20 protein-coding genes and 2 pseudogenes are annotated in these 26,405 nt (G+C 46.5%); 13 read left to right on the top strand and 9 right to left on the bottom strand.

What is annotated here, in order from left to right:
- Positions 1-79 precede the first annotated feature (79 nt).
- Positions 80-1,057: a hypothetical protein gene (locus QUA70_RS21900; RefSeq protein ID WP_333349861.1), complete on the bottom strand. Its 978-nt coding sequence runs from the start codon at positions 1,055-1,057 to the stop codon at positions 80-82.
- Between the two features lie 63 nt (positions 1,058-1,120).
- On the opposite strand from QUA70_RS21900, the gene QUA70_RS21905 reads away from it, so the two are divergent.
- Positions 1,121-2,329 (top strand): CapA family protein, encoded by a 1,209-nt coding sequence (locus QUA70_RS21905; protein ID WP_333349859.1) that lies wholly within the window; start codon positions 1,121-1,123, stop codon positions 2,327-2,329.
- A 101-nt stretch (positions 2,330-2,430) separates the two neighbouring features.
- On the opposite strand, the gene QUA70_RS21910 is transcribed toward QUA70_RS21905, so the two are convergent.
- Both QUA70_RS21910 and QUA70_RS21915 read right to left on the bottom strand, forming a co-directional pair.
- The gene (locus tag QUA70_RS21910) at positions 2,431-3,210 is read right to left on the bottom strand and encodes a calcium-binding protein (protein WP_333329997.1); all 780 of its coding nucleotides are present in this window, start codon (positions 3,208-3,210) and stop codon (positions 2,431-2,433) included.
- A gap of 164 nt (positions 3,211-3,374) precedes the next feature.
- Positions 3,375-3,599, bottom strand: a pseudogene (locus QUA70_RS21915) (precorrin-6A/cobalt-precorrin-6A reductase); the annotation flags it as partial.
- A gap of 457 nt (positions 3,600-4,056) precedes the next feature.
- Here QUA70_RS21915 and QUA70_RS21920 point away from each other — a divergent pair.
- The gene (locus QUA70_RS21920) at positions 4,057-4,620 is read left to right on the top strand and encodes a transcriptional regulator (protein ID WP_333329993.1); all 564 of its coding nucleotides are present in this window, start codon (positions 4,057-4,059) and stop codon (positions 4,618-4,620) included.
- A gap of 213 nt (positions 4,621-4,833) precedes the next feature.
- Here QUA70_RS21920 and QUA70_RS21925 read toward each other — a convergent pair whose 3' ends face one another.
- Entirely contained in the window at positions 4,834-6,738 is a 1,905-nt protein-coding gene (locus QUA70_RS21925) for a penicillin-binding protein 2 (protein WP_333349857.1), read from the bottom strand.
- 301 nt (positions 6,739-7,039) lie between these two features.
- Positions 7,040-7,615: a hypothetical protein gene (locus tag QUA70_RS21930; RefSeq protein ID WP_333329988.1), complete on the bottom strand. Its 576-nt coding sequence runs from the start codon at positions 7,613-7,615 to the stop codon at positions 7,040-7,042.
- Between the two features lie 338 nt (positions 7,616-7,953).
- Between QUA70_RS21930 and QUA70_RS21935 the strand changes: the two genes are divergently transcribed.
- The 4 genes from QUA70_RS21935 to glgB all read left to right on the top strand — a co-directional run bounded on the left by QUA70_RS21935 (position 7,954) and on the right by glgB (position 11,660).
- Positions 7,954-8,151: a serine protease gene (locus QUA70_RS21935; protein WP_333349855.1), complete on the top strand. Its 198-nt coding sequence runs from the start codon at positions 7,954-7,956 to the stop codon at positions 8,149-8,151.
- A gap of 406 nt (positions 8,152-8,557) precedes the next feature.
- A complete protein-coding gene (locus QUA70_RS21940) occupies positions 8,558-8,704 on the top strand; it encodes a hypothetical protein (protein ID WP_333329982.1) in 147 nt (48 codons plus the stop codon).
- 132 nt (positions 8,705-8,836) lie between these two features.
- Complete coding sequence (locus QUA70_RS21945; RefSeq protein WP_333329979.1) at positions 8,837-9,040, top strand: hypothetical protein; 204 nt, start codon at positions 8,837-8,839, stop codon at positions 9,038-9,040.
- A gap of 325 nt (positions 9,041-9,365) precedes the next feature.
- Positions 9,366-11,660: a 1,4-alpha-glucan branching enzyme gene (glgB, locus tag QUA70_RS21950; protein WP_333349853.1), complete on the top strand. Its 2,295-nt coding sequence runs from the start codon at positions 9,366-9,368 to the stop codon at positions 11,658-11,660.
- Between the two features lie 388 nt (positions 11,661-12,048).
- Here glgB and QUA70_RS21955 read toward each other — a convergent pair whose 3' ends face one another.
- Both QUA70_RS21955 and hpsJ-B read right to left on the bottom strand, forming a co-directional pair.
- Complete coding sequence (locus QUA70_RS21955; protein ID WP_333349851.1) at positions 12,049-12,966, bottom strand: glycosyltransferase family 2 protein; 918 nt, start codon at positions 12,964-12,966, stop codon at positions 12,049-12,051.
- Positions 12,967-13,052: 86 nt separating this feature from the next.
- Positions 13,053-13,883, bottom strand: a complete 831-nt coding sequence (gene hpsJ-B, locus QUA70_RS21960; protein WP_333329970.1) for a hormogonium polysaccharide biosynthesis protein HpsJ — start codon at positions 13,881-13,883, stop codon at positions 13,053-13,055.
- A 796-nt stretch (positions 13,884-14,679) separates the two neighbouring features.
- Here hpsJ-B and rfaE2 point away from each other — a divergent pair.
- From rfaE2 to QUA70_RS21990, 6 genes are all read left to right on the top strand, one after another.
- Positions 14,680-15,174 (top strand): D-glycero-beta-D-manno-heptose 1-phosphate adenylyltransferase, encoded by a 495-nt coding sequence (rfaE2, locus tag QUA70_RS21965; RefSeq protein ID WP_445251667.1) that lies wholly within the window; start codon positions 14,680-14,682, stop codon positions 15,172-15,174.
- A 116-nt stretch (positions 15,175-15,290) separates the two neighbouring features.
- Entirely contained in the window at positions 15,291-16,160 is an 870-nt protein-coding gene (locus tag QUA70_RS21970) for an STAS domain-containing protein (protein WP_333329964.1), read from the top strand.
- Between the two features lie 55 nt (positions 16,161-16,215).
- Positions 16,216-16,593: an STAS domain-containing protein gene (locus QUA70_RS21975; RefSeq protein WP_242717860.1), complete on the top strand. Its 378-nt coding sequence runs from the start codon at positions 16,216-16,218 to the stop codon at positions 16,591-16,593.
- 264 nt (positions 16,594-16,857) lie between these two features.
- Positions 16,858-17,256 carry an anti-sigma regulatory factor gene (locus tag QUA70_RS21980; protein WP_333329959.1) on the top strand — a complete coding sequence of 133 codons (399 nt, stop codon included), beginning with the start codon at positions 16,858-16,860 and terminating at the stop codon, positions 17,254-17,256.
- A 210-nt stretch (positions 17,257-17,466) separates the two neighbouring features.
- On the top strand, positions 17,467-18,486 hold the full coding sequence (locus tag QUA70_RS21985) for an ATP-binding SpoIIE family protein phosphatase (protein WP_333349847.1): 1,020 nt from the start codon (positions 17,467-17,469) through the stop codon (positions 18,484-18,486).
- A complete protein-coding gene (locus tag QUA70_RS21990; protein WP_333349845.1) occupies positions 18,483-20,042 on the top strand; it encodes an ATP-binding protein in 1,560 nt (519 codons plus the stop codon). Before QUA70_RS21985 ends, QUA70_RS21990 begins: the two co-directional genes overlap by 4 nt.
- 168 nt (positions 20,043-20,210) lie before the next feature.
- On the opposite strand, the pseudogene QUA70_RS21995 reads toward QUA70_RS21990, so the two are convergent.
- Positions 20,211-21,282, bottom strand: a pseudogene (locus tag QUA70_RS21995) (IS630 family transposase).
- A gap of 339 nt (positions 21,283-21,621) precedes the next feature.
- Here QUA70_RS21995 and QUA70_RS22000 point away from each other — a divergent pair.
- Positions 21,622-22,281 carry a COP23 domain-containing protein gene (locus tag QUA70_RS22000; RefSeq protein ID WP_333410676.1) on the top strand — a complete coding sequence of 220 codons (660 nt, stop codon included), beginning with the start codon at positions 21,622-21,624 and terminating at the stop codon, positions 22,279-22,281.
- A 99-nt stretch (positions 22,282-22,380) separates the two neighbouring features.
- Here QUA70_RS22000 and bchH read toward each other — a convergent pair whose 3' ends face one another.
- A complete protein-coding gene (bchH, locus tag QUA70_RS22005; protein WP_333349841.1) occupies positions 22,381-26,190 on the bottom strand; it encodes a magnesium chelatase subunit H in 3,810 nt (1,269 codons plus the stop codon).
- Positions 26,191-26,405 lie beyond the last annotated feature (215 nt).

The following is a 26,405-nucleotide window of genomic DNA, read 5'->3' on the forward strand; positions in this document are numbered from 1 at the left end:
GTCTTACACGTTGTCAACGCCGAACGCGAGTCAAAGTCTTTTGAGGTAAGGGTTTTAGGCTTATTCAGCAAGCCCTAGCCTAATTTTCCGGAACAATCTGCTGTTTAAATTCAAACAAATTAGGATTGGTAGGGTCATAAAAAGCCCGCAACCAATGCACGTTTGGAGAACCAAAAGTTTCAACTCTAGTAAAATTTTTCATTCTCGGTAATTGAGTCTCATCGGTAAAATAGGGTAAAGGTTTATCGATGCGGAAATAGTGAGTATCGCCGTGGACGAATACAACCTGCCCTGGGAAATTGCCTGTTTCTGTTTCCAGAGTTGCGATAAAATCGTTGTAGCCGCTTCTTCTTTTGTCCTTCGGATCGAGTTCAAATCCCGGATTTGCCTGTGCAACTAACACAATTCCTTTGCTGTTGCTGCGTTTGGCTAAACCAAAACATTCTTTGATCCAGGCTAAGTTAGCCCAATTGCGATCGGCATATTCTGCATCTGCTTCGGGAGTGCGACCAAAATTGTTGTTGCTTCCCGGCATATTAATCGCGAAAAACACAACGTCATGATAAATCCAGCGAACGTTTTCGCGGAATTTAGCAAACTGCGGGTTTTCGCTTTGACGGGTGAGAGTTAAGGTGCGCTTTCCCAAACTTTGATTACCGTTGCTAAATATTTCCCGCAGTTTAGCGAGTCTTTCTACTGGATCGTAACTGCCGTTTTTTGAACGGTGGCAATCCGTCCATTCATTGTCACCATAGGCAAGAATAAACGGTATCTCAAAATTGTCAAATAACTGCTTGCGGCTGAGAAAAGTTGCATCATCGCAGACACTAGAACCGTTTTTAATGTCGCCGTCGTGGACTACAAACGCTGCGGGCGATCGATTGATATCTGCAATCAAACTAGGAAATTGTGCTTCCTGTTCGGCACTGTAGGGCAAATCACCAATCAAGGCAAATTCAAAAGGTCGATCGCCCGAAGTTTGAGCGTAAGTTAAAACCCCAAAACCCGTAATTGCTACAAAAACAATCAAGGCAAGAATTAGATAGTTTTTTTTCATTTTTTGAGGCGTAAGTAAATTATTTATGATACCATATTAGCCGAAAAATTACTCTCAAAACTCATGAATTTTCGTCGGTTGCTCTCGATAATTGCCATGCTTTCGATCGCAGGCTGCAATATCCAAACGCCACAAACTAACACACAGCCTACAGAAAGTCGATCGCCAATAGCAACCCCTGTTCCCGCCAAACCACAGGCTGAAATCAAAGAAGCAACACTAATTGCTGTCGGCGACATTATGATGCACAGTACCCAAACGCGATCGGGCTACGACGCAAGAAAGACAACATACAATTTTGACAATTTCTTCGCACCAGTGAAAAGTATCCTATCAACAGGCGATTGGGTGATCGGAAATCTCGAAACACCTTTAGCGGGCGAAGATGCGGGCGGATATACGGGATATCCGCTATTTAACGCACCGGCTCAATTAGCGGATGCTGCTAAAAAAGCCGGATTTAATATCTTGACAACCGCGAACAATCATGCTTTAGATCGTGGAGAAAAAGGGGTAATTAGGACGATCGCTAATCTGAGCGATCGTAAAATTGCGTCCACAGGAACAGCCACATCAGCCGCCGCCGCCGATCGCACTTTAATCAGCACCAAAAACAACATTTCACTAGCCATGCTAGCCTACACATACGGCACAAACGGCATTCCCATACCCAAAGGCAAAGATTACTTAGTTTCCCTAATTGACGAAAAAAAGATAGTCAAAGACATTGCTAAAGCCCGCAAACAAGGAGCAGATATTATCGCAATCTCCCTGCATTTTGGCAACGAATATCAGCGACAGCCAAACACCCAACAAAAACAATTAGTGGAAAACCTATTAAAAGCCGGTGCAGACATCATTCTCGGAAGCCATCCCCACGTCGTCCAACCTTACAAAATCTTTAATTTCCCCGGAAAAAATGGGAAAAGCCGCAAAGCTGTAGCAATTTATTCAATGGGAAACTTCATTTCCGGTCAGAATAAAAAATATACAGACTTAGGCGTAATTTTGCAAGTAAATATTCGCAAAACATTTCCCGAAAAAACCACAGAAATTACAGATGTAAAAACACATCCTACTTGGGTGCACCGCTACAGCTTGAACAACAAATTAAACTACCGCGTTTTGCCCCTAGCAAAAACTGTCACCGAGAAAAAAGATCCGCTATTAGCAACTTCGCACTATCCGGTTCTCAAAAGAGATTGGCAGGATATGAACAATCATCTTAATTCTTTAAATAAACCTCAATATAACAAGAAATCCCTCCCTTAAGCAGGGGGGACTGGATAGGACTCTATCTAGGTTTTACGTTTTAGGTTGGATGCTTAGTCTATTCCACCTACCACCTACCACTTATTTTTGAGAAGTGTCGCCTACACGTAAGTGAACAAACCTAAAGCGCTCTGAGTTAAAAATCTGTCCTGCAAAACGGCAATTAGTTCGTAATTTGAATTTTCTTCGCGGTAAATAGCAGTGCCAGAAATTCCCTGAATGGGAGAGCCATCTAAGAGGTAGTCAGACGCACTTCCTTGCAGTTGAATTGTGTCTGCAAAGGGCAGATAATCAGTAATTAATGCGTAGTCAGCATCGCCGCCAACATTGTAGAAAGCCTGACCGGGCGCGCCGAGAACGAAGGTATCCAATCCTGTCCCGCCAATCAGCGTATCTGCATCAATTTCCGGCCCGTAACCGTAAGCAATTATTCGGTCATTTCCGCTACCGCCGTCTAAATAGTCGCTGCCATCGCGACCTACGCCACTATCAGTTAGGATGTCGTTTCCATCGCCGCCGTAAAGAGAATCATTTTCCGTACCGCCGATGAGAAAATCATCTCCAAACTCGCCGTATAATTTATCGTTTCCGCTACCTCCAATTAGGATGTCATCCGCATACCCGCCCCGCAGTTCGTCGTTACCGCTACCGCCATTTAATTGGTCGTATCCATAGCCGCCGTCGAGAAAGTCATCGCCATTTTCACCAAATAGTTGATCGTTGCCAAAACCGCCATAGAGTGTATCGTCATCTTCGCCACCGTACAGAAAGTCATTTCCGCCCAAGCCTACTAGAGAATCATCCCCTGCTAAGCCGTAGATGACATCATATTCTGGGGTGCCTTTCAAGCTGTCTGGTTCTTCAGTTCCAGTGATAACCATTGTTTTAGTTCCTTCAATTGCTAGTCGGGAGCGCAAATCATGCGAGGGAAGTTGCCCTTGAGGTGGGATTGCAAAATCTAAGAGCGCGATCGCTCTCCCTTAATCAGTTATATCTACTTTAACTATTTTGAAAAGTTTCGACCAGTCGCTTATTTGAGTGACACTCATTTTACGTAACTCATTTGCTGAATTAGCCAATAAATCGCCCCTTCCACATCAGCAACCTGCTCAACATAGGGAATCTGCGGGCGCTGCACTATCACAACCGGAATTTCCCGTTCCCTAGCCGCAGCAATTTTAGCATAAGTAGCACCGCCGCCGCTGTTTTTGCTAACAATTGTATCAATTTGATATTCTAATAGTAATTGCCGCTCGTCTTCCAACGAAAAAGGCCGCCTTGCTAATCACAATTTACCGTTAGGTACAGGAGTATTTAGTGCAGGAGGATCGATCGCCCGCATCAAAAACCAAATAGTCACTGATGTAGGGTGCGTCAGGGAAAACGATATTACCCGAAATCAGGGCACGGCACTGCCGTTTCCCTACAAATCCGGCGATCGTTACATCCGATCCGTGCGATCGGGCGATCAACAAAATTGCTGTAGGGAAGCAGCACTACCGTTTCCTGACTGCCGTTTCCTTAGCCGCAGTTTTTTTTAAAGTCGCATAAATTTTCAGTAAATACCGATCTACACACTCGCCAAACCCAAAGTTAAAATATACCCAAGAAAAAAAATAGCTCCTCCTAGCTGTTTTTTGGGCCAGCTAAATATCAGGGAGTTCATCTACGTGTCAATAAATAAAACGCTCAAAGGCAGAGCCACTACACCTGCCGCAGGTTTTACAATGATTGAGCTATTGATAATTATTTTAATCATAGGAATATTTTGTGCGATCGTCGCCCCCTCTTGGCTAATGTTTATCAACAACCACCGTTTAAAGCTATCGCTCGATCGAGCTTATTGGGCAATGGAACTTGCCCACAGCAACGCCAAACGATCCAAAATTTCATGGCAAGCCAGCTTCAAACAAGTAGGAGAAAATGTACAAATGGCCGTTCACCCAGCCGACATTCCCCCAGCCCAAATACCAGACAGTCAATGGAAAAACCTAGAACCGCAAATTCAAATAGATCCAGATGAAACAACAGTGCTCCAAGTAAATGAAAGCAACGAGCAAAAAACAAACGGCACAATCCGGCGCGTCATGTTCAACCACAGAGGTTGCCCCGTATCTCGAATCGACCACGACTGCACGCTAACGAGTATAAGAGCCAAAGGAACCCTAACACTATATCATCCCAACTTAAGAAACAGCCAACGCTGCATCATCATCTCCACTCTCCTCGGACATAAACGCACCTCCCAAAGACAATCAAAACCCAACGACAACAAAAGATATTGTTACTGACAGGGCGATCAATTATTTTGGGGTAGGGAAACGGCATTGCCGTGTCCTCAATAGCCTTGTTGTCGATCGTTATATTCGATGTCAATTCCTGACGCAACATCTCAGATATAACTTATATCTTGCACCATTCTCAATTAGCCTTTTCTGAACAGGCCGGAAAGCCTGTGCCTAAAAAGCTTATTGACAATAGTGCAACATCTGACATATAATCAACTACTTCTTACTCGGCGCAATCTTCTCAATAGAAATCAGCGCCTCCATCACCGACTCCACAATCGGCGCCGCCACCGTACCCCCCGAAGAACCCTCCTTCGGCTCATCAATCACCGCCAGCACCACATACCGAGGAGCCTCCACAGGCATGATCCCCACAAAGCTAGTAATAATCGCCTTGTCAGAATAACCCCCACCAGCATTAGCTTTTTGAGCCGTGCCCGTTTTTCCAGCAATCCGATACCCAGGAATTTGTGCAGCTTTCCCCGTACCACCATCAACCACAGTTTCCATCATTTCTAACACCTGCTTAGTAGTTTCCGGCGAAAAAACCTGCTTTGGAACCGCCCTCGGAAGCTTCCAATAAGCTTCACCTTCCCTATCAAAAAGTCCCCGCACAACGTGAGGAGTCACCAACTTGCCACCATTAGCCAAAGCGCCGTTAAGCTGCACCAACTGCATCGGAGTAATCGAAAAACCTTGCCCAAAAGCCGTAGTAGCAACTTCCACCGGAGAATTAATAAATTGCTCTCGATTTTTAAGTTGACTGCTTACTTCAAAAGGCAAATCAGTTCCTGCAGTTTGTCCGAGTCCGAGTTTTTCTAAAGCTTGATAGTAAAGAGAAGGTTTCATGGTTCTCATGATGTGCACCATCCCCACATTACTAGAATGTTTCAAAATCTCAGTAACAGTGGAAGGGCCGCGCGCGCCTACGAATTTGTAATCGGAATTTTGGATAGTCCAGGGATTCATGTAAATCCGACCTTCATCGTTAAACACAGTATTAGGTTTCACCGCACCCGCTTCCAGAGCGATCGCCACATTAATCGCTTTAAAAGTCGAACCAGGCTCATAAACATCAGTTACAGCCCAATTTTTATAGCGCGACAAATCGAAATTAAAATATTGATTCGGGTCATAAGAAGGTTCCGCTACAACTGACAGCAATTCCCCGTTACGGGCATCCATCACAATCACTGTGCCCCGCTTCGCATCGTGTTGCTTCATTTTTTCCTTAAGCGCAGTTCGGGCAGCCCGCTGCAAGCGACTGTCGATCGTCAATTGCAATTTCAAGTCATCAAGCTGCACAAATCCCGCCGTCAGCCGATCGGGAACCCAATTCCCATTGCTCGACCTGCTAAACTGAATCGACGGCATCGATCGTTCCAATAAATTCTGCTGGCTGTATTCCACCCCGGCTTGTCCCTTCCGTTCCCCGTCCACATAACCGAGGATATCCGCCACCAACTCCTGCTGCGGGTAAAAACGCTGCTGCTGCCGCAGCAACTCCAAGCCATCGACCAGACTCTCTTTAATTTGCATCTGAGCGACGCGATCGGCAACCTCTTGAGGCAGAGAGTCCGCAATTGTAATACCGCTTTCAGCAAGATTAAACCTGCGTATCAATTCAGTTTCCGACGTAGTGCCCGGACTCAGTTCGATCGCCAGCATCGGAGCCAATTTAGCGGCAATTTCCGCCTTCGAGTGGTTAAACAACTTCGGGTGAGCGTAGAGCGTGTACACCTGTCTGTCGATCGCCAAAACATTTCCTGCGCGGTCAATTATCGGGCGTCTGGGCACAAACGGCTTCGTTTTGAGAGTTTGCTGCTGCTCGGCCTGTTTGCGGAGCGCCGGAGCTCGTGTCACCTGCAAATAAAACAAATTCACAGCCAGCCCCAGCCCCCCCAGCATCAACACCGCCCACACGGCCCACAAACGGAACTTGCTGCGCTTTAAACGCTCCACCGGTCGCCCCCAAGATGCAGCCGTCTGTTGTGGCGATCTGCCGAAACTGCCTGGAGATCTAGGTTTGGCTGGTTTTTCCCACCCAGTGCGATCGCCCGACGGTTTTGGGCGTTTGAAATTCGGCGATCTGTAGCGGTCAAAACGGGGGTCGTAGCTCATGGCATTAAAAATTCAATAGCAAGTTAGAGCGTTTTAGAATTTATAATTTAGAATTTATAATTTAGATTTTATAATATAAATTTCAAGACTTGGGAATGAGCAATCCCTGTCAGGGTTTGGATCAGACCTACAGTTGCATTCTTTTTTTTGAAGTCGTGTTAATTATTTTTAATTTGTAACTTCCGGTTGGAAGCCGAAAATCGATCGCGACTTGCAAAAAAGTCAAAAAGGAGATTAGAGCCTCCAATTCTCAGGCCCTCGGACACTCAGGCCCTCGGGCGCTCTCGGCTTTGACACAGGTTTAATAGCCCAGCGGTGTTTCCACACCGACTCGATTCTTAAGAGCGGGCTCAGAGTTTGGTGCCGCAAGGGGCGATCGGGTTTCAGGGGCCGGCTGCAAGAAAATCGTGTCCCCAGGATTCTGCGGAGCCAAACCAGTTTCGGGATTTTGGGCTTCTTTAGCAAGTTGGTGTTTCAAGACTTCGCTAGAAGCACTCAACTGCTGTTCCCGGAGGCGCAGAGTTTCCAGTTTTTGATACTCCTGACTCCAGCGCTGCTCGCCGTAAACAGTCAAGCCATAGAGACTCAGAGCACCGCCCAAAAGTATAACTGCTGCCACTGAGGAGGCGCGCTGTGCCCGCAGGAGCGATCGCAACCACACTGGCATCTGCTGGCGAGCTGGCAAGACTTTCAGCACCGATGCGGACTGCTGAGCCTGAGCCTGTTCGTCGGCTGTCGAGTAGTTGGGCAATACCGGCCCTGTCTTCGCCCGCCTAGCTTTGGCAATAGAAGTAACTTTGCTTTTGGCGGGGCCAGCAGCGGGCTTGCGGGTCGATCGGGAGCGGCGAGAATCCGGGGATCTGATAGCAGCGGTCATAGAGTTCACCAATACGTAAAGTGGGGTAGCTTCAGCTTGATTGAGGTTAAGAGTTTTTTGTCTCCCAGATCGCCAGTCGTGGCCATCTGCGTTTGATCGGTTATCCTTACCAAAGATACCTCACAAGCCAACCAACCCATCCTACCACTGGTCTCTTTGACTTCAGGATTTGCCAAAAAAAAAGAAATCTTTGCCGGTTAGCCGTAATCCATGTGAAATTTATTAATAAATGCAGTATTGTAATCAACGAGCGAATCGTTGAGCTATTCGTGCCAGCATTGTTTCTCAAGTAAACTATTCCCTTCCTTGCGATGGGTTTTCAATGTTAAGGAGTTTTTATGAACAAGGGATTAATTCGTTTGACTTTGGTAGTGGGCTTGGCAGCCGCCCTCGGCGCCTGCGGAGGTCCAGATGCCAACACTCCTAGCTCTAGCCCCACTCCCGGTGGCACTACTACTACTCCTCCCGTTTCTTCTCCATCTCCAAAGTCCACTCCACCTACTAGCCCAGCCCCTGCTCCTAAAAAGACTCCCTAACTAGGGCTATCCCGGAGTTGGTGCCCAACGAGCCTAGCCTCGGGGTGAAAAATAGTTCGCTCCTCGCATTTTTTCATCTCATCGGTCTAGGTCTCAAGTTGGGTGTTAGTAATTGTCTGAAGCTTTTACTACTAAAGTTCAGTACGTCCCCTTACCGCAGCAAAGTCCGCTGATTCGCTGCGTTACAAGAGCATTCCCTTTCAACTAGAAAATTTGACTTCCGGCCTGCACGTTTTGAAACTCAAGCCTGTGACAGGATGTTTGAGGACATTGCCAGTGCTGCTGCTTCAACTGAATATCAACCGGAGGCAAGCGAGACTCGACGCAAATTTTTCACTCTATCGACTCTCGCTTGCCTTCCCCGCCACTGTTCCCACAGACGAGAGGAAAGCAAGCAGAGACTTGCATGCTCGAAAACTGGCGGGATGAAAGCATCGGCATTGCTACTCGATTTGTTGACTACGAGTTTCGCGCCGATGCGGGCAAGCACATCGACCCGTCTGTTTTAAGCCAGTTTAATGATTCAATTGGCGCCGCGCCAGTTCGGTATTAACCCTGCCTCGGCAAAACTCGCTCCAGTTGCGCCTCAGTGCTGCTTTAAACCTATTGCACCGTCGCTGGTAGGATGCTGCTAGTTTGGTAGGCGATTCCTTGAGCATGGCAGATATTGCTGGCTGCTGTCGTCATGCTGAGTCCTTTAGCTTTGATTCCTCAATACCGAGTTGAGCATCCTTCACTCATCCTTCGCTGTTTGAGCGTATTGCCCAAATTCACCGACTTTGTGGGGAAACCCAGCCTCCGGGATGTGAAATTCTACCGATCGGGCGATCGTCCCTGCCTGAAACTTCCAGGTAAACTATTACCTGCTGCCCAACACTTACAGGGTTGACCCTCCTGCAGTGGCCAATCGACAATAGTTTGAAAAATTTTCATATCACATATTAAATAAAAAGTCAATGATATTTGGGAAAAAATATAAATTTTTCAATTTGTTTTAATATTTCTATACTTAGATGTTAGCAGCCAAACCCCAGCTCGGCCGCCGGCAAGGCAACAGCCTGCTGTGTGTGCAAGGGCGCGCGCTGGAGCTGCAGCAGGCAAGATCATGCTAATCAGTGGTAGGATAAGCGATCAAAAATGTATCGAAATGTAAAGTGCAGCGCCACTCTAGGTTTTGAAAGCCATTTAGTTAAAAGATTGAGGTAAGTAGTTTTATGCCCGCGACCGTCCCCTTTGAACAGATTGACCGCATTGTTTGGAATCAGCACCACGATCCATTTGAAGTGCTAGGCCCTCACGCGATCGAAGAAAATGGCAAAAAAGTCTGGGTCGTCCGAGCTTATCTGCCGAATGCGGATGCGGTATCGGTAGTTTTGCCGGAGGCCAGGGCCGAATACCCGATGAAATCAGAGCATCACCCTCACTTTTTTGAATGTACGATCGACACCCCAGAACTAGCAAACTATCAATTGCGGGTCAAAGAAGGGGAACACGAGCGCTTCATCTACGATCCCTACGCCTTTCGATCGCCCAAACTCACAGAATTCGACCAACACCTATTCTCAGAAGGCAATCACCACCGGATTTACGAAAAACTCGGGGCGCACCTCACCGAAGTAGACGGCATCACAGGAGTATATTTTGCCGTTTGGGCTCCGAATGCTCGCAATGTCTCTGTTTTAGGGGATTTCAACTATTGGGACGGCCGCAAACATCAAATGCGGAAATCGCAAAACGGCATCTGGGAATTATTTATTCCGGGACTATCCGTGGGAACTTCCTACAAATACGAAGTGAAAAACCAAGACGGACATCCCTACGAAAAGTCCGATCCTTACGGTTTCCAGCAAGAAGTGCGGCCGAAAACAGCATCAATTGTCACGGACTTAAGCACCTACACTTGGCACGATAGCGCTTGGATCGAAAAGCGGCGGCACACAGACCAACTTACCCAGCCGGTGTCGGTTTACGAATGCCACATCGGTTCTTGGCTGCACGCCGGTACTGACGAACCCGCCGTGCTACCAAATGGGGAAATAGAAACACCAGTGCAAGTTTCGGAACTGAATCCCGGAGCGCGCTTTCTGACTTACCGGGAATTAGCCGATCGGCTGATACCCTACGTCAAAGATTTGGGATTCACTCACATCGAAATGCTGCCCATCGCCGAACATCCTTTCGACGGTTCTTGGGGCTATCAAGTCACCGGCTATTTCGCCCCAACTTCCCGCTACGGCAAACCTGAAGATTTCATGTATTTTGTTGACCAGTGCCACGCCAACGGCATTGGCGTACTCGTGGACTGGGTACCGGGACATTTCCCCAAAGACGGTCACGGTTTGGCTTTCTTTGACGGAACTCACTTGTACGAACACGCCGACCCCCGCAAGGGCGAGCACAAAGAGTGGGGAACCCTAGTATTTAACTACGGCCGCAACGAAGTGCGGAATTTCCTAGTATCAAACGCTCTGTTCTGGTTTGACAAGTACCACATCGACGGGATTCGCGTAGATGCCGTAGCCTCGATGCTTTATTTGGATTACTGCCGTGAACCGGGAGAATGGCTGACCAACCAGTACGGGGGTCGGGAAAATATCGAGGCGGCAGATTTTCTGCGACAGGCGAATCACGTAATTTTTAGCTATTTCCCAGGTGCGCTGTCGATCGCCGAAGAATCTACCTCTTGGCCGATGGTATCTTGGCCGACCTATGTAGGGGGTTTGGGCTTCAACCTGAAGTGGAACATGGGTTGGATGCACGATATGCTCGACTATTACCACATGGATCCGTGGTTCCGCCAATTCCACCAAAACAACATAACTTTCAGTATGTGGTACAACCACAGCGAGAATTTCATGCTGGCTTTGTCCCACGATGAAGTAGTCCACGGCAAAGCCCACATCATCGGGAAAATGCCAGGGGACGAATGGCAAAAGTTTGCAAACGTGCGCTGTTTGTTTACTTTTATGTTTGCTCATCCCGGAAAGAAAACGATCTTTATGGGGATGGAGTTCGGCCAGTGGCACGAGTGGAACGTTTGGGGGGATTTGCAGTGGCAGTTGCTGCAATTCGAGCCACACCAAAAGTTGAAGCTGTTTTTTAAGGATTTGAACAATTTGTACCGCAGCGAAACGGCACTTTACAGTCAAGATTTTGCTGAGGATGGGTTTGAGTGGATTGATTGCAGCGACAACCGACACAGTGTCGTGGCATTTATGCGCCGAGAGAAGGATGGCGACGAGTTTGTGGTGACGGTGTGCAATTTTACGCCGCAGCCGCACTCTCACTATCGCGTAGGAGTGCCGGAACCAGGTTTCTATACGGAGTTGTTTAACAGCGACGCGCGGGAATACGGCGGCAGCAATATGGGGAATTTGGGGGGCAAGTGGACTGAGGAGTGGTGGTTCCACAACAGTGCTTATTCGATCGACTTGTGTTTGCCACCTTTGGGGGTGTTGATTTTAAAGCTCGATCGGGCAAAAACAACAGCCAAATCTCAAGAGTTTTAAGTTGTGAGTCGTGAGAGTTTTGAGCTAAGAAGAATCAAAACTTTATTAAACCTAAAAATTTGAGGGTATTCAGAAACCCGGTTTCTTGGAGAAATCGGGTTTTTTCTGTTTTGTTGTTGTGGCGAAAGAAGGAAGTTCTGCAACAGATTCGCTTTCTTCAGATTTAAGGGATTTAATATTAATTCCGGTTGCAGAGGAATGATTTAACCGCAGAGTACGCAGAACTCACAGAGGAAGAGAAGAGAGAGATGAATAATTTCGATGCAAACGGAAAGGATATAATACCACTTCTAAACACTTCGACTACCCCTCGACTCCGAGCGGCGGGGAAGCGCGAACGTACAAGTTGCAAATACTAGGGCTAGGCGAGCGTACCTATTACCAATTTTTAATTTCGAGTATCGGAAGCGCCAAGATTATAAGAAACTTTTGACGGCTCAACTGTTACTACTTCCGAAATAGATTGTTCTGCGGCTACCTCTAAAGTTGGCAGTGGTAGATGCTTCATTTCCCAAACTTTCAGCAAAATTAGATATTCATAAAAAGCTTGCAGCGTGCACCAAGCCAATCCCGCTTGGCCGTCAAGAAATCCGCCGAGTAATATATACATATAGAAAAAGCGCACCACAGGCCGCAAAGGCAAGCGTAAAGAAAAATCTTTCAAAGCGCGGCGCCTTTCCACCTCCGACGCGCCAAACAATAAACCCCACCAATTTACTTGACCCGCTTCTAATTGACGGAGAGTTTCAGCCGCCTCGTCAGTCGAGTAGCGGTTGTGCTTTTCAATCCAGCGGGAAAGACCTTTGCTGCAAGTATAGTGAGGGTAGGTTTCCTTCAAAAAGTGAGTAGGCCCGTTGCAGACTTCCCGTTCAGTGTGACCGTAGTCAGTAAACCACACTCGGTCTTTGCGAAACAGGCGCATTTGATAGCGGGGATATTGAGTGCTGCGGCGAATCCAGCGCTCCATAAATATTACTTTTTCAGCTACGTAATAGCCGATATATTCTTGACTTTCGATCGCCTTTAAGCATTCAGCAAACAGTGCAGGCGTCATCCGCTCGTCAGCTTCGAGTATGTAAACCCATTCGTACTTGCACGGCACTTCTTGGAGCATCCAAGTCCGCTGGCGTCCATGAGTTTCAAAGCGGTGCTGCACAGTTTGCACGGCATAGTTCTGAACAATCTCAAGGGTGCGATCGGTGCTGAAAGAATCAACTACAATGATATCGTCACAAAGCCGTGCCGATTCAATGCAAGCGGCGATATCAATCTCTTCGTTGTAAGTCAGAATATAAATTGAGAACATTCCCAGCTTTCAGTAATGGCAAACTATTGGGTAAACAAACTATTTCTCAGGGATGTCTCGACCAGCGCGATCCCTGCCAGCGCCGGTCAATTTTTGCGGCGGCCGAACCGCAGAATTCCCATACTTCTCAATCCCGTCCAACCAACAGTAATGTAGCCGATCGCTAACAGCAAACTGCTGATTCCCGTCTGTAAACTCGAATTTCTCGATCGAGTTCTTAACTCTTTCTCTTTTTGTTGCTTGCGGGTGCGAATCTCGTTGCGAGCTTGAGTAGGAAGTTCTTGAGCTTGCTGTTCCAGGAACTTGTCGAGGGCTTTCGGGTCATTTTTTGACTCCTGAAGCACAGCTTTCAATTCCTTGGGAACATCTGGACTCTTGAGTGCTTGTTGCAGCTTCCCGTCGTCTTCCAGCAGCGCCCCTATCTGGGTGCGACGCTGGCTTTTGAGCTGTTCTACCTGAGCTTTAAATTGAGCGCTTTTAAGTTGTGCCTCAAGTTGACCTTCCGCTTGTCCCGCTTCTTGATCGACTTGAGCCAGAGCATCCTTGAGTTCCAAACGAGTATTGTTGAGGTGAACGGGAACCAGAGATAGGTAAACTAGACCTAACAAGCTGGAAATCAACAGCGCCCAGAATCGCAAGTCCAGCCAAACCTTGCGTCGCTCAATAGAGACTCCACTGCTGCTGTCAACCCAAAAGCCAGTCATCAGGAGGGCAATACCGATCAAAGGAATAATGCCCCTGTCAACTATCTGAGTTGCAGCACTCAACTGCCAGCCTCGATTGAGAAGGTCTGAACTTTCTCCCGGCAGCGACAGAACAATGCAGTCAAGCAAAGCAGAGAGAATCAAGATAATCCCGACTACTTTGAGAGTTCGAGCAGCTACTGAAGAAAATTGACGGCTATTACTTGCTTTCATAAATTCGTGTTAGATAATTCTACACCGTTAGATTCAAGGGGGTAGTTGAGTGGATTTTGTTGAACGAGTTAAGCTATTTTCCACCAAAATAGCTGTTTCGGGTACCGACCTCGACTTTCCTCTGGGTTTTCACAGGCTGCGGTTGCGACCCAAAAGGTCGAGTTTTTGCACAGCTATACTGAGTGGGACACAGGAGGCTGTAAGCTTCTGGGGTGGCTGTAAGGCTTGGTCAAGATAGCGCCCAGAAACTGCAGCAAGCAACTGCTGGCTTTTTCTATAGTCTGACGAATCCAGCGTAAAGATGAGTTCTGCACGCTTGGGTTCGGTGCTTTTAACTAGCTTTCGCTCGCGCGACGGTGTCAGAAATAATAGACACAGGAGGAGCGCGTTTCGCTGGGTTTCACCCCCTAGGGTTCTCACTACCCGATAGCCTGCCCGATGCGGTGGAACTCTCATCCCCTGTCTTATAGTAATTGATATAAGAGAGGGCGGGAATAAATAATTGTTTCCCAACCTTTTTAACCTCCAATTACCAACAGCACGATGCGGCAATCACACATACAGGAGTAGCAGTTTTTTCCTGTGGAATTCTGTTTTCCCTATCAGCTTCGGCGCCGATCATTTTGAGTTTTTCCTTCTTGCTTAAAAGTGACCAATTACTAAATACTCATTACTAATCGCCAACTACTAATTATTGGCAGATTGAGGGATGAATTATTCAAGAGCAAAAGTGCAAAAATTCACATTTTTTGGTAGGATATTTTATCGCTGTTAAAATTTGTTGGTAATGACTGCAATGATTTCTAGTGTTTACACGTTGAGAGAACTGGAAAGATTGATCGCATCCGATCCGGACAAGTGGCGTCCGATCGTGTTTACTAACGGCTGCTTCGATATTCTGCACTGCGGCCACGTCCGCTATTTGCAGGCAGCAAAAAAATTGGGGCGATCGCTCGTGGTGGGCTTGAATAGCGACGCCAGCGTGCAAGCTATCAAACCGCAGCAGCCAGGATTGCCGCCCCGCCCGATCGTACCGGAAAATCAGCGAGCCGAAGTGTTAGCCGCTCTCAAACCAGTAGACGCCGTAGTAATTTTTTCCGAGATTACAGCAACTAAACTGATAAATATCCTGAAGCCTGATATATACGTTAAAGGCGGCGACTATCAAGTCGAAACTCTGCCGGAAGCACCGGCCGTTATCGCCGGAGGTGGCAAGATTTCCTTGATAGAAATAGAAGTTCCGAGTTCTACCAGTGCGATCGTCAAACGCATTTTACAATTAGGTACTTAACCCTTGATCGCAAACAGCAAACTGTGAGCTAAACTCAGAAGTTGCCCCATCAAAAAAAACTCAAGTGCGCTCGCTCGTACAACTTCATCCCAATTGCTAAGCAGGAGATAATTTTAATGGAACTCACAAGCAATAACACGATCACGGAAATCCTACAAAGACACAAAGCAGAGTTACTAGCAGACTGGCTCAAAGAACTGCAAAATACCGGGCTGCGGCGGGACGACTTGATGAGAGCCAAAGAATTGCGCTCCGAGTGTCAAGAGTTTCTGCAATTGCTCCACATTGCAGTCGGGCACGGTAACTTTAGCGACATCCAGACACCCGAATGGGAAAATATGCGGATGTTGCTAGCAGAAGTTTCGCGATCGCGCGTTCAGAGAGGCTTTACTCCCTCAGAGATAGCGAGTTTCATTTTATGCTTCAAAAAGCCATTGTTCGATCGGCTTTGTCATGAACTGACAGAAAACCGCGACGCACTTGTCGAACAACTTTGGCTTTCCACCAGTTTATTAGACCAGCTTGGCCTTTGGGTGACAGAAATTTTTCTCAAAGCTCGCGAAGAAGTCATTGAACGCCAGCAGCAAGAAATGCTCGAATTGTCAACACCCGTAGTCAAACTTTGGCAAGGAATTCTCGCTTTACCCATGATCGGGACTCTCGACAGCGCCCGCACTCAAATAGTCATGGAAACTCTGTTGCAGGAAATCATGGAAACCGGCTCCGAATTTGCGATTTTAGACATTACAGGGGTGCCGACTGTTGACACTTTAGTTGCTCAACATTTATTAAAAACTGTCGCTGCCGCCCGTTTAATGGGTACTGAGTGCATCATCAGCGGCATTCGCCCGCAAATAGCTCAAACCATAGTTCATTTAGGAGTTGACTTGCAGGATATTCTCACAAAAGCTACTTTAGCCGATGCTTTTAAAGTCGCTTTGCAGCGCCAAGGTTTAACTATAAGAAATATTCAAGAGGAAAGATAAAAAATATTGCCTCTGGGTCTAAAAATTAAGTGAAAATTAAAAGAGAGGTGGATTTGTGGAACGGATACCGATCCTTCAAATGGGAGAATTTCTGCTAGTAACAATTCAAGTAGATATGCACGACCGCTTGGCAATGACGCTGCAAGACGACCTGACAAACCGCATCGTCAAAACAGGCGTAAAAGGTGTTTTAATAGAAATCTCTTCTCTAGAAATAGTAGATTCTTTTATCGGTCGTATTATCAACAATATCGCTAGTATGTCGCGAATTTTAGATGCTGAAACAGTTGTTGTCGGGATGCAGCCAGCAGTTGCGATCACGCTCGTTGAGTTGGGGCTTTCCCTGACAGGAGTTCGCACAGCTTTAAGCGTTGAAAAAGGCATGATTTTGTTGAGAAAATCCTTGGGTTTCTCTCCTGACGAGCAACCGTAAGCAGTCGATCAATTGTCCCATGACTGAGGCACAGGCAGTAAAGAAACCTAGTTTGTTTGTAGATACCTTGTGGACAAACTGAAGATTTCTGAGGACAGGGCTTACGCACTCAAAAGGGTTAAATCAAGGGTTTGAGATTGCTTCACTATGTTCTCTATAGAGAGAAAATCGTAGTAAGTGCGTAAGTCCTATTAGGAGAAACTAAGTTGATGAGCGTAAGTCCTATGTTTTGTGGAGAAGTTCTATTTTGGTACAGTAGCCGCCATGTCAAAACGTGAGACACTAGAAATCCGATCGTCATCCGATATAGTCCACGTCCGACAGCAAGTGCGAACTTGGGCTGTAGCAATGGGATTCGGTTTATTAGACCAAACGAAAATCGTTACCGCAGCCAGCGAACTCGCCCGCAATACTGTAGACTACGGAAAAGGGGGAACTGTAACTATCGAAACGCTCCAATTAGGACCCCGCAAAGGGCTGCGGCTGATATTTGAAGACAAGGGCCCTGGAATTCCAGACATCGAATTGGCAATGACTGACGGTTATACTTCTAATAACGGTTTGGGTTTGGGACTCAGTGGTTCTAAACGGTTGATGCACGAATTTGAGATTGTTTCCAAAGTGGGTAAGGGGACTAAAATTGCGATCGTCCGTTGGCGCTGAAGAAGTAATACGATTTGAGAGTTGAGATTTTAGATTAAAGAATTGGGAATGAGTGAGGACGATCGGGGTTTGGAGCTTGCGTATAGTTGTATTATTTTTTAAATTGGTATAAAGAGTAACCAGCAAAGCCAAGAAGTGATTCTTGGAATCCCACACCATACCCGGAGAGGGTTGGCGTATGGAGGATTTCATTATGAGAGCTGATAAAAAATGATAGATGCTGTAGCCCTGCCCGTAACAGAAGAAAGTCAAGTCGGAGAAGCGCGGCGAATCGCAGTCGCCCTCGCGACGGAAGTCGAATTTAACGAGACCGATCGCGGTAAAGTGGCAATTGTTACCACCGAAGCAGCCAAAAACCTCGTCAAGCACGCCCGCGAAGGAGAACTTTTGCTGCGAACATTAAAAACAGCGGCAGGACATAGCATTGAAATAGTAGCGCTAGACCAGGGGCAGGGAATGGCAAATGTCGCGCTGTGTCTGCGGGATGGTTTTTCTACAGCGGGAACTCCGGGAACCGGACTGGGGGCAATTAAACGCCTCTCTACTTTTTTTGATATTCATTCTGTACCGAAACTGGGTACAGCCTTATTAGCGCGGCTGGAACCGACCCAAAATAGCCGGGAAGCCTCCCAAAACAGCAGTTACTTGGAATTTGGGGTTGTCAACTTGCCCAAAGCAGGAGAGCAAATTTGTGGGGATTCGTGGGCGGCAGAAAATCACCTTGACAAAAACCTGATTTTAGTTGCAGACGGGCTCGGCTACGGGGATTTGGCCCAGGAAGCCTCTGGCGAAGCAGTGCGCGTATTTGAGGAAAACGCTCAACTTGGGCCGAAAGCAATTTTAGAGAAGGCGCACACTGCTTTAAAAAATACCAGAGGAGCGGCGGTGGCGATCGCCCAAATCGATCCTACCCAACAAACAATTTGTTTTGCCGGAATTGGCAACATCAGCGGTGTAGTTGTCACAGATAACCAAAGCCGCAGCATGGTTTCCTACAACGGCACAGTTGGACATATGATGCGAAAAGTAGCAGAATTTGTCTATCCTTGGTCGCAGCAGTCCCTACTCATCATGCACTCCGACGGTTTGGCGGCGCAGTGGAATTTAAACCGCTACCCGGGTTTAGCCTCCCGACATCCTGCTTTAATCGCAGGCGTGCTCTACCGGGACTTCAAACGCACTCGCGATGACATGACAGTTATAGTAGCCAAGGTGAGAGAAGCAGCGTGAGTTACCCAATCCTGACGACGGAAGTCCGCTTTGAACAAGACATCGTACAAGTACGCCAAAGAGCTCGCCAAATTGCTAAAGGGCTGGGATTCGATTCCCAAGTACAAACCCGCATCGCCACAGCAGTTTCCGAAATTGCGCGCAATGCTTTCAAATATGCAGGCGGCGGCAAAGTAGAATTCATTGTGGAAGGGGAATCGCCCCAAATTTTTCGGACTCGGATTTCCGACACCGGGCCGGGAATTGCTGATTTACCGGCTGTGTTGAGTCCCAATTTTCGATCGCAAACCGGCGCGGGACTCGGTTTAGCAGCAGCGAAACGGTTGATGGACGAAGTGAAAATCGACTCTGGGCCCGATCGCGGAACGGCTGTACAATTAATTAAGCAGTTTTCCAAACATATGCCTGCGCTGAGTGCGATCGAACTCAATCAATTAGTTGACAAACTAGCGCGCCAAATTCCCGAAGATCCTTATGCCGAAATTCAGCAGCAAAATCAAGAATTACTACGCACTTTAGACGAACTCCGCCAGCGTCAAGAAGAACTCGTACAATTAAATCAACAACTAGAAGATACCAATCGCGGAGTTCTGGCACTTTACGCTGAATTGAACGACAAAGCCGAATCTCTCCGGCGCGCCAGCGAACTCAAAACCAGCTTTCTCTCCAATATGAGCCACGAGTTTCGCACTCCGCTAACGGCAATTCTGAGCCTTTCCGAAATATTGTTACATCGCCTAGACGGAGAACTTTCAGCCGAACAGGAAAAGCAAGTAAATTACATTCATAAATCTGCCGAGTCTCTCGCAGAACTTGTCAACGACTCCTTAGATTTAGCCAAAGTAGAAGCCGGAAAACTAACTGTTCGCTTGGCTGATTTTGAAGTTGAAGATTTGTTCAGCGCGCTGCGAGGAATGATGCGCCCCCTGCTTCCCCCAAACTCTGCCGTTTCTATAATTTTTGAAGATCCTCTCGAACTTCCAATCCTTACAACCGACGAGGGAAAAGTTTCTCAGATTTTGCGAAATCTGATTTCTAATGCCCTCAAATTTACCGAAGCAGGTGAAGTTCGAGTTGCTGCGGAAATGGGAGAAGAGGGAACAGTTACTTTTTCAGTAGCAGATACGGGTCTCGGCATTCCCACAGCCGACCAAAGGCGGATTTTTGAAGAATTTGTCCAACTAGAAAACCCCTTGCAGAAGCGCGTCAAAGGCACGGGATTGGGATTGTCTCTGTGCAAAAAACTGGCGGAATTTCTGGGGGGAAGCATTGAAATCACAAGTTCACCCGGAGTGGGTTCAACTTTTTTTGTCACACTGCCGATTCTGTATCCTGGAGAGGAAGAAAAACCTTTGGAAATGTCTGCTGCTAAGGGAGATGAAATATCGCTGGCAAGCGCAAATTCTCGTAGCTTGCGGGGTTCCGGGCCATCGCCAGCGCCGGATTCAGCAGCAAAAGTTTTGATTGTGGAGAATGAAGATAGTTTTTCGGTATTTGCTGAAAAACTTGCTGGCAGAAATTCATTGTACCGCGATCGAGGTCGCCAGCGGTGCTGAAGGTTTGGGTGCGGCTGCTCTTTGAGCAACCGCAAGCAATTTTTATCGACATTATGATGCCGAATCTGACCGAATTTGAGGTTTGGGAAGGGTTGAAATGCGATCGGACTACTTGTCAAATATCTACTATCGTGATGAATTCAAAACATTTTGGGTTATACCATTTTTTTAAAGATGTGATAGAGATAAAGAATGTAAAATCCAAGACCATCCGGTGAGAAAACCAATGACGCTCACGGTGAAAGATGCCAAAATTTCCTTGACTTTTGTGCGGAGTTCGTCAAGATTACTCAACACCGGCTTTCGCTAAAAAATCTTTCAGATATTCCCACACTCTTTCTGTCGGATTTACTTCGGGACAAGCCGGAGACTGAAATAGTAAAATAACATTGTCTGGTAATTCAGATGAGTCCAACTTATGAGCGGGTGCGTTATCAACTTGAATGATGTGTAATTGATGACTGATATTGTATTGACAAAAGTTGTAAGTATGTTCCAAAACAAACTTTGTCTAAATGCGAAAACTCCCAAAAAAAACTCTTTCCACTAGCGATTGATACTGCCCCATACAGCCAAAAACACTCAAATTTCCATTGATGCTTCCCTCGGGGCTTTACGCCTGAAAGCGTCAGCTTGCGCCGACGAATTGTATGCAGCCCTATCCGCGTTTCATCACTACACCAATAAGTGACTTTTTTATATTTGTTTACTTGAGGTAAAGCTTTGTCTAGTAGAGCTTTTATCTGTTGATGCAAGCTATTTTTAAATTCATTAATTGCCGTAGATTCTGAGAAATACTGCGAGGTCTGGGAATTTTTAATTTACTTTTTAATTCCCCTCTTACTAAAGAATATACAGCCGGGTAACTACTGGCTATTCCTTTAATCAACCAGAGCCAAAGATGAACTTCTTTATAACTCTGAAACCCTTCGGGATCTCTCAACTCTTGTTGCAAGGTCGCTGCTACTTCAACTGAGAACTTTTTGGGGCGACCGAAAACCTGCCTATTTTTTAACAAATTTTCCAGACCGCCCTCTTTATATTGAAAGAGCCAGCGATGAATCGTTGCCTCACTTTTACCTAAAACTGTGGATACTTGCCGCACAGTTTCTACTTGTTTTGACTGAAATAAATAAAGCATTTGAACTTTGTTATAAGCTAGGATTCTTTTTTGTTGTTTGAGGATTTCTCGTAAGTTTTCTACAGATTCGGTAATCTTTATATGAGGACGACCAGACATTGTAATGCTCTCCTTTACTTTTTACACAAGTCTATCACATCTTTTAAAAAATGGTATTACTTACCATTGTTGACTCTCCTGGTTTTGCAGAATGTAGCTAAAAAGACTATCTAGGAAACTTGTGCCGCCGTAACCTGGAAGTTTTGAAACAAGGACACGGATCTGCCGTCTCCCTAAAGCCGCGTTCCCAAGTTTTGAAACAAAGACACGGCAGAGCCATGTACCTACAGATATGAGGTGCAACTAACCTAATTTAATATTTGAAAAATATCCGGGTGCGACAGCCAACCAGCAGAATCTGAATAGGTAGGGACAGGACACTGCCCTGTCCCTACAACTATGACTTCCTACATAAATTTAACTGCCTTAGCGGCAGGAGTTATTATGAAATTGACTGCACCCTTATTAGCATCCGCTTTAGTTTTCACCGGTACTGTCGCCTTGGCAAGCCAAGTGCAAGCAGCTCCCGCCAGCAACTCTTTGAATAGCACTAGAACAACATTTCAGTGCGTTACGTCCGCTCGCAATTTTGTCACAATTGCGCGGCGCGGAAATGTCACGACAGATCCAATGATTCTTTGGAAATCTACCGAGTTCGGCCGCGAATATACACCTTGGCAGCGCTGTCAAATTGTTTCCAATAGATTGACCAAAGCTGTTGCCCAGAATGGCGGAAGATTGAGCAGCTTGCAGTTAACAACAGGAATTGTTAATAACTTGCCAGTAGTTTGTTACGTCAACGGACGGGGGCGCTGCAACTCTCAAAATCTGCTTTTCACCCTAGACAAGCGCAATGCTAAAAATCCCGGTGATGCTTTAACGAGATTGATTAATTTTGCCCAAGACGGCGGTGGGCCAGTTACAACGTTCAGAACAGGAACTCAATCATCTGCACCGCAGTTTGTTCCCTTTGGAGATATGGTTGATCGAGCTTTTAATTCTCCCAATAAGAAACCGTCAGTTCCTGTAGCAAAACCGCAGGGCGATCGAGGTATTTAATAGTCGCGCCCCTAACTTGCACCTGAAACATTTTGAAACTATTGTGGGGAGTAGGGGTTGGGCTTCTAGCCCGCCCCTAAATATTTAGACTAAAAAAAACTACACTGTCACCCCTTCAATCTTCTCATCTGTTAACTCGTACAACTCGCGCAACTGCTGCAACTTATCCGCATCCGGCAGCCAAAAACCCCGCCCGTTAGCCTCCAACATTCGCCCTACAATATTGCGAAAAGCTTCAGGATTAGCCTCCCGCAACTTCTGCGCCATTTCCTGATCTAAAGCATAAGTATCAGCCGCCTGATCGTAAACCCAACCATCAGTAAAATCAGCCGTTCCGCCCCAACCAATTAACGCCGTCATCCGCTGGGAAATTTCATAAGCGCCGCCCGAACCTTGATTGACCATCGCGTTAGCCCACTTAGGATTTAGCAACTTAGTTCGATATTCCAAGCGCAGCAAATCTTCTAAATTGCGCGGAGTGGTATCCTGAGAAAAACTTTCTACAAAACTCGTGTTAACCTTTTTGCCGCGCTGCTTTTCTGCGGCTTTTTTCAAACCGCCAGTATTGGCATAATACTCTTGAATATCAGTCAAACCGTATTCCACAGAATCAATTTCTTGAATTATGCGATCGCACCCTTGCAACAACTGAGTCAAAACCTCCGGCCTCGCTTCCCCCTTATCCTTTCTCCCGTAACTAAAAACATTGCGGCTTTCCCAAGTTTTCCCCAACTCATCCCCCGATTCCCAACTACCATCAACAACCCTATCGTTAACCAAAGAACCAAAATCCCCAGCCGGATTAGAAAACAACCTTGCCGAATAATTCTGCACACCTTTTTCCTGCAAAATTAAAGCGTGTTTACGAATAAAATTCTCCGATTCCGGTTCATCAGCATCCGCCGCCCGCACGAACAAATCATCCAACAGTTCAATAATATTCACAAAGCTATCTCGGAAAATACCCGAAAGATTTCCCAACACATCAATCCGGGGATGACCGACATCAGCTAACGGTTTTAATTCATAGCGAACAATGCGGCCAGTACCTTCTTTTAGAGGTTCAGCCCCCACCAATTCTAGCAGAATTCCAATAGATTCGCCCCGCGTTTTAATCGCATCCAAACCCCACAGCATCACTGCCACAGTCTCAGGATAATTCCCCTGTTCCTTAAGGTGCTTATCAATAATTTTTCGAGCAATTTCGCGGCCTCTTTCATAAGCTGCCGGAGAAGGCATCCGATAAGGATCTAAAGCGTGAATATTCCGACCAGTTGGCAACACCCCAGCCCCATCCCGCAACAAATCCCCCCCCGGTGCAGGCAGAATATATTCCCCATTCAAACCCCGCAAAAGATTAGTCAACTCATCCGAAGTTTGCAACAACAAATCCCGCACCAACAAACCTTCCTCAAAAACCCCATCAAACCCCTCTTGTGGCACAGGCATCTTGCCTGTGCTTGTTTGTGAAACAATTGTTTTCACCTGTTCCTGTGATAATTTATCCCCAAAATAAGCCTCAAGATAAGAGGTCATTTCCTCAGAATTAGGCGGTTCTCCGAGAACGTGCAAACCAGAAGAAAACAAGCGGCATTCCACCACCTGCAAATACTCGTACAACTTCACCAAATAGCGGTTAAAAGCATCAGCACTGAACATTCCCACTGTCTCAAAATTAAAAGCAATACCCAACTTGCGAGCCTCATCAAACGGACAATCAGCCTCCAAACCGCTATCTAAAACTTTCTTACAAATAGCCTCCTTCAGCACATAATTCTTTGCCGTATCTTCCCGATATTCCGCAATCAAATCCCGCAAAGCCATCAATTCCTTGTACAAACCCGCGCGGCCGTAGGGCGGCACGTTGTGAGAAATCAAAACACCGTAACCGCGCCGTTTTGCTAACATCGATTCCGAGGGATTGTTGGCGGCATAGATATAAAGATTCGGCAAACTTCCCAACAGAATATCCGACCAAGAATAGCCAGTATTTCCCAGAGGAGATCCCGGCAACCATTCAACAGTGCCGTGCATTCCGAAGTGAACCACAGCATCAGCTTGCAAATCATTTTGCAGCCACTTGTAAAAAGCAGCGTATTGAGGGTGAGGCGTCAAATCGCGATCAAACATTAAGCGCATCGGATCGCCCGAAATTCCCAGCGGCGGCTGCAAACCTATCCAAACATTCCCCAGTTGAATGCCACCGATTTGGAACTCATCGCCGTCTGTCTTAATGCCCGTACCAGTTAAAGATTTCCACTGTTTTTCGATACGACTCGTTAACAGATATCCCAGCCATTTTTCTAAAGTTTTGACATGAACTGTATTGTGATTAATTCCCACCGGATCATCTTCTATCTGCGTTAATCCGCGTGCATCTGCGCTTCCTTCATCCGCCTCTTTAACCCTGCGAATTAACTCCTCACCGTCAGCCGGAATTTCTCCAACTGTATAACCTGCTGCTTGAAGTTTGTGGAGGAAGTTTAGCAGCGATTTCGGTACATTTAATAAAGCAGCCGTACCCGCCGCACCGTAACCGGGAGGAAACCCGTAGAGAATAATCGCAATTTTCCTTTCAGATGGCGGAGTTTGGCGCAATTTCACCCAATTGTTAATTCTACTTGTCAGGCGTTTCGCGCGATCGGGCACCAGATAAATATCCTCACCCACCAAACCGCCCAGGGGAACAGGATCGATCGCGCCATCCAACTCAGGCAAAGCATACAATACCACACTTTGCAAACCCCCAATCCCCTGACGAGTCCAAGAATGGATATCCTGAATCAGCAGAGGTGCGGACACAAAATAAGGTACATTTTTAGCAGTTAAAATGCGCTTAGCAACTTCCACCTGCCTTCCACCCTCCATCGAACCAGCGGGCCCGCCAACCAAAGGAAAGCCAATAGTAGAAACAATCGCATCTACTTCCACAGCATCTTTAGAAAGCGAAAGAGTTTCAATATTGCCTTGTTTTCGCCGCGCAGTTTCACCAGCAGTCGTCATCCAATCCCGCACCGCCACATGACCTTCAACGCCATTGATAAAAATCGGCAAAGGCACAATTCCCGCATCTTCAAAATAGCGAATCAATTGAGGAATATAAGGCTGCTTGGTGATAACGTGTTTGCGGTAAAGCAAGATGCCCACAACTGGGGATTTTACTTGATATGAATTTGGGAACCAATTGGTGCCAAATTTTGGGGAAAGGGCATCTTGCCCGCCCCTAGCACTTTGATTACCGAGATACCAATCCAAATATTGCCGAGGCGATTCAAAATAACCATTATAATCAGGATGCAATAAACCCATATTGGGAGTTTCCACAGGTGGCGGAATTTCTGCAACCTTCAGCCCCAAATACTTTTCGGCAATAATCCAAAACATCGAGACAACATTCTCCGCACCGCCCGCATTCCAGTAACCATAAATAATCAGCCAGTTACGCAAATCTTGCACTTTTTGCACCGGCACATACTTTAATAACTTCGGCCCCACCTTCAAAAAGCTGATATAACCAGCCAGCTTATCTTCTTCTCGCCCATTGCTGAACTTATCCAGAATAAACTTAACAGGCTTCGGCATTCCCTTCGGTTTGTCGCCAATTTTAAAAGCGCCGATTTGAGTAAGACTCATCAATTCCAAAGCCGACTCAAAAACCAGGCGAATCGGAATATTCTGCACCCTTTCCCGCAGCCACATTACCGCATCGTAATCAAACAGCAAACTCCCGAAAAACACATCAGCATTCAAGAGGGCAGCCGCTACAGCGTCCGGTTCGTCTGCGAGGGCGCGATCGCTAAAAACCCGTACTTCCAATCCCTGACACCCAGAAACAGCCAACTCGGCAGCTTTCCGGTACAAATCGGCATTAAAAGATTCAAACCCTGCAATTAAGACAATGCGTTTCACAGCCCAACCTCGAAATATTTGCTTCTTTTAATGATAAACTAATCGCAGAGATTCACAGGCAAGATGCCTGTGCCACTAATAAAACAGAAAAACTTCTTGCTTCACTTCTTACTCTTCCTTCGCGCCCTTCGCGCCTTCGCGGTTCATCAAATATTTATTTAAGAAGTAACAAAAGACTAAAATAATCAAACCAATCCAAACAAACTAAAATCTAC

The sequence above is a fragment of the Microcoleus sp. LAD1_D5 genome (genome assembly GCF_036702115.1).
Taxonomy (GTDB): domain Bacteria; phylum Cyanobacteriota; class Cyanobacteriia; order Cyanobacteriales; family Microcoleaceae; genus Microcoleus.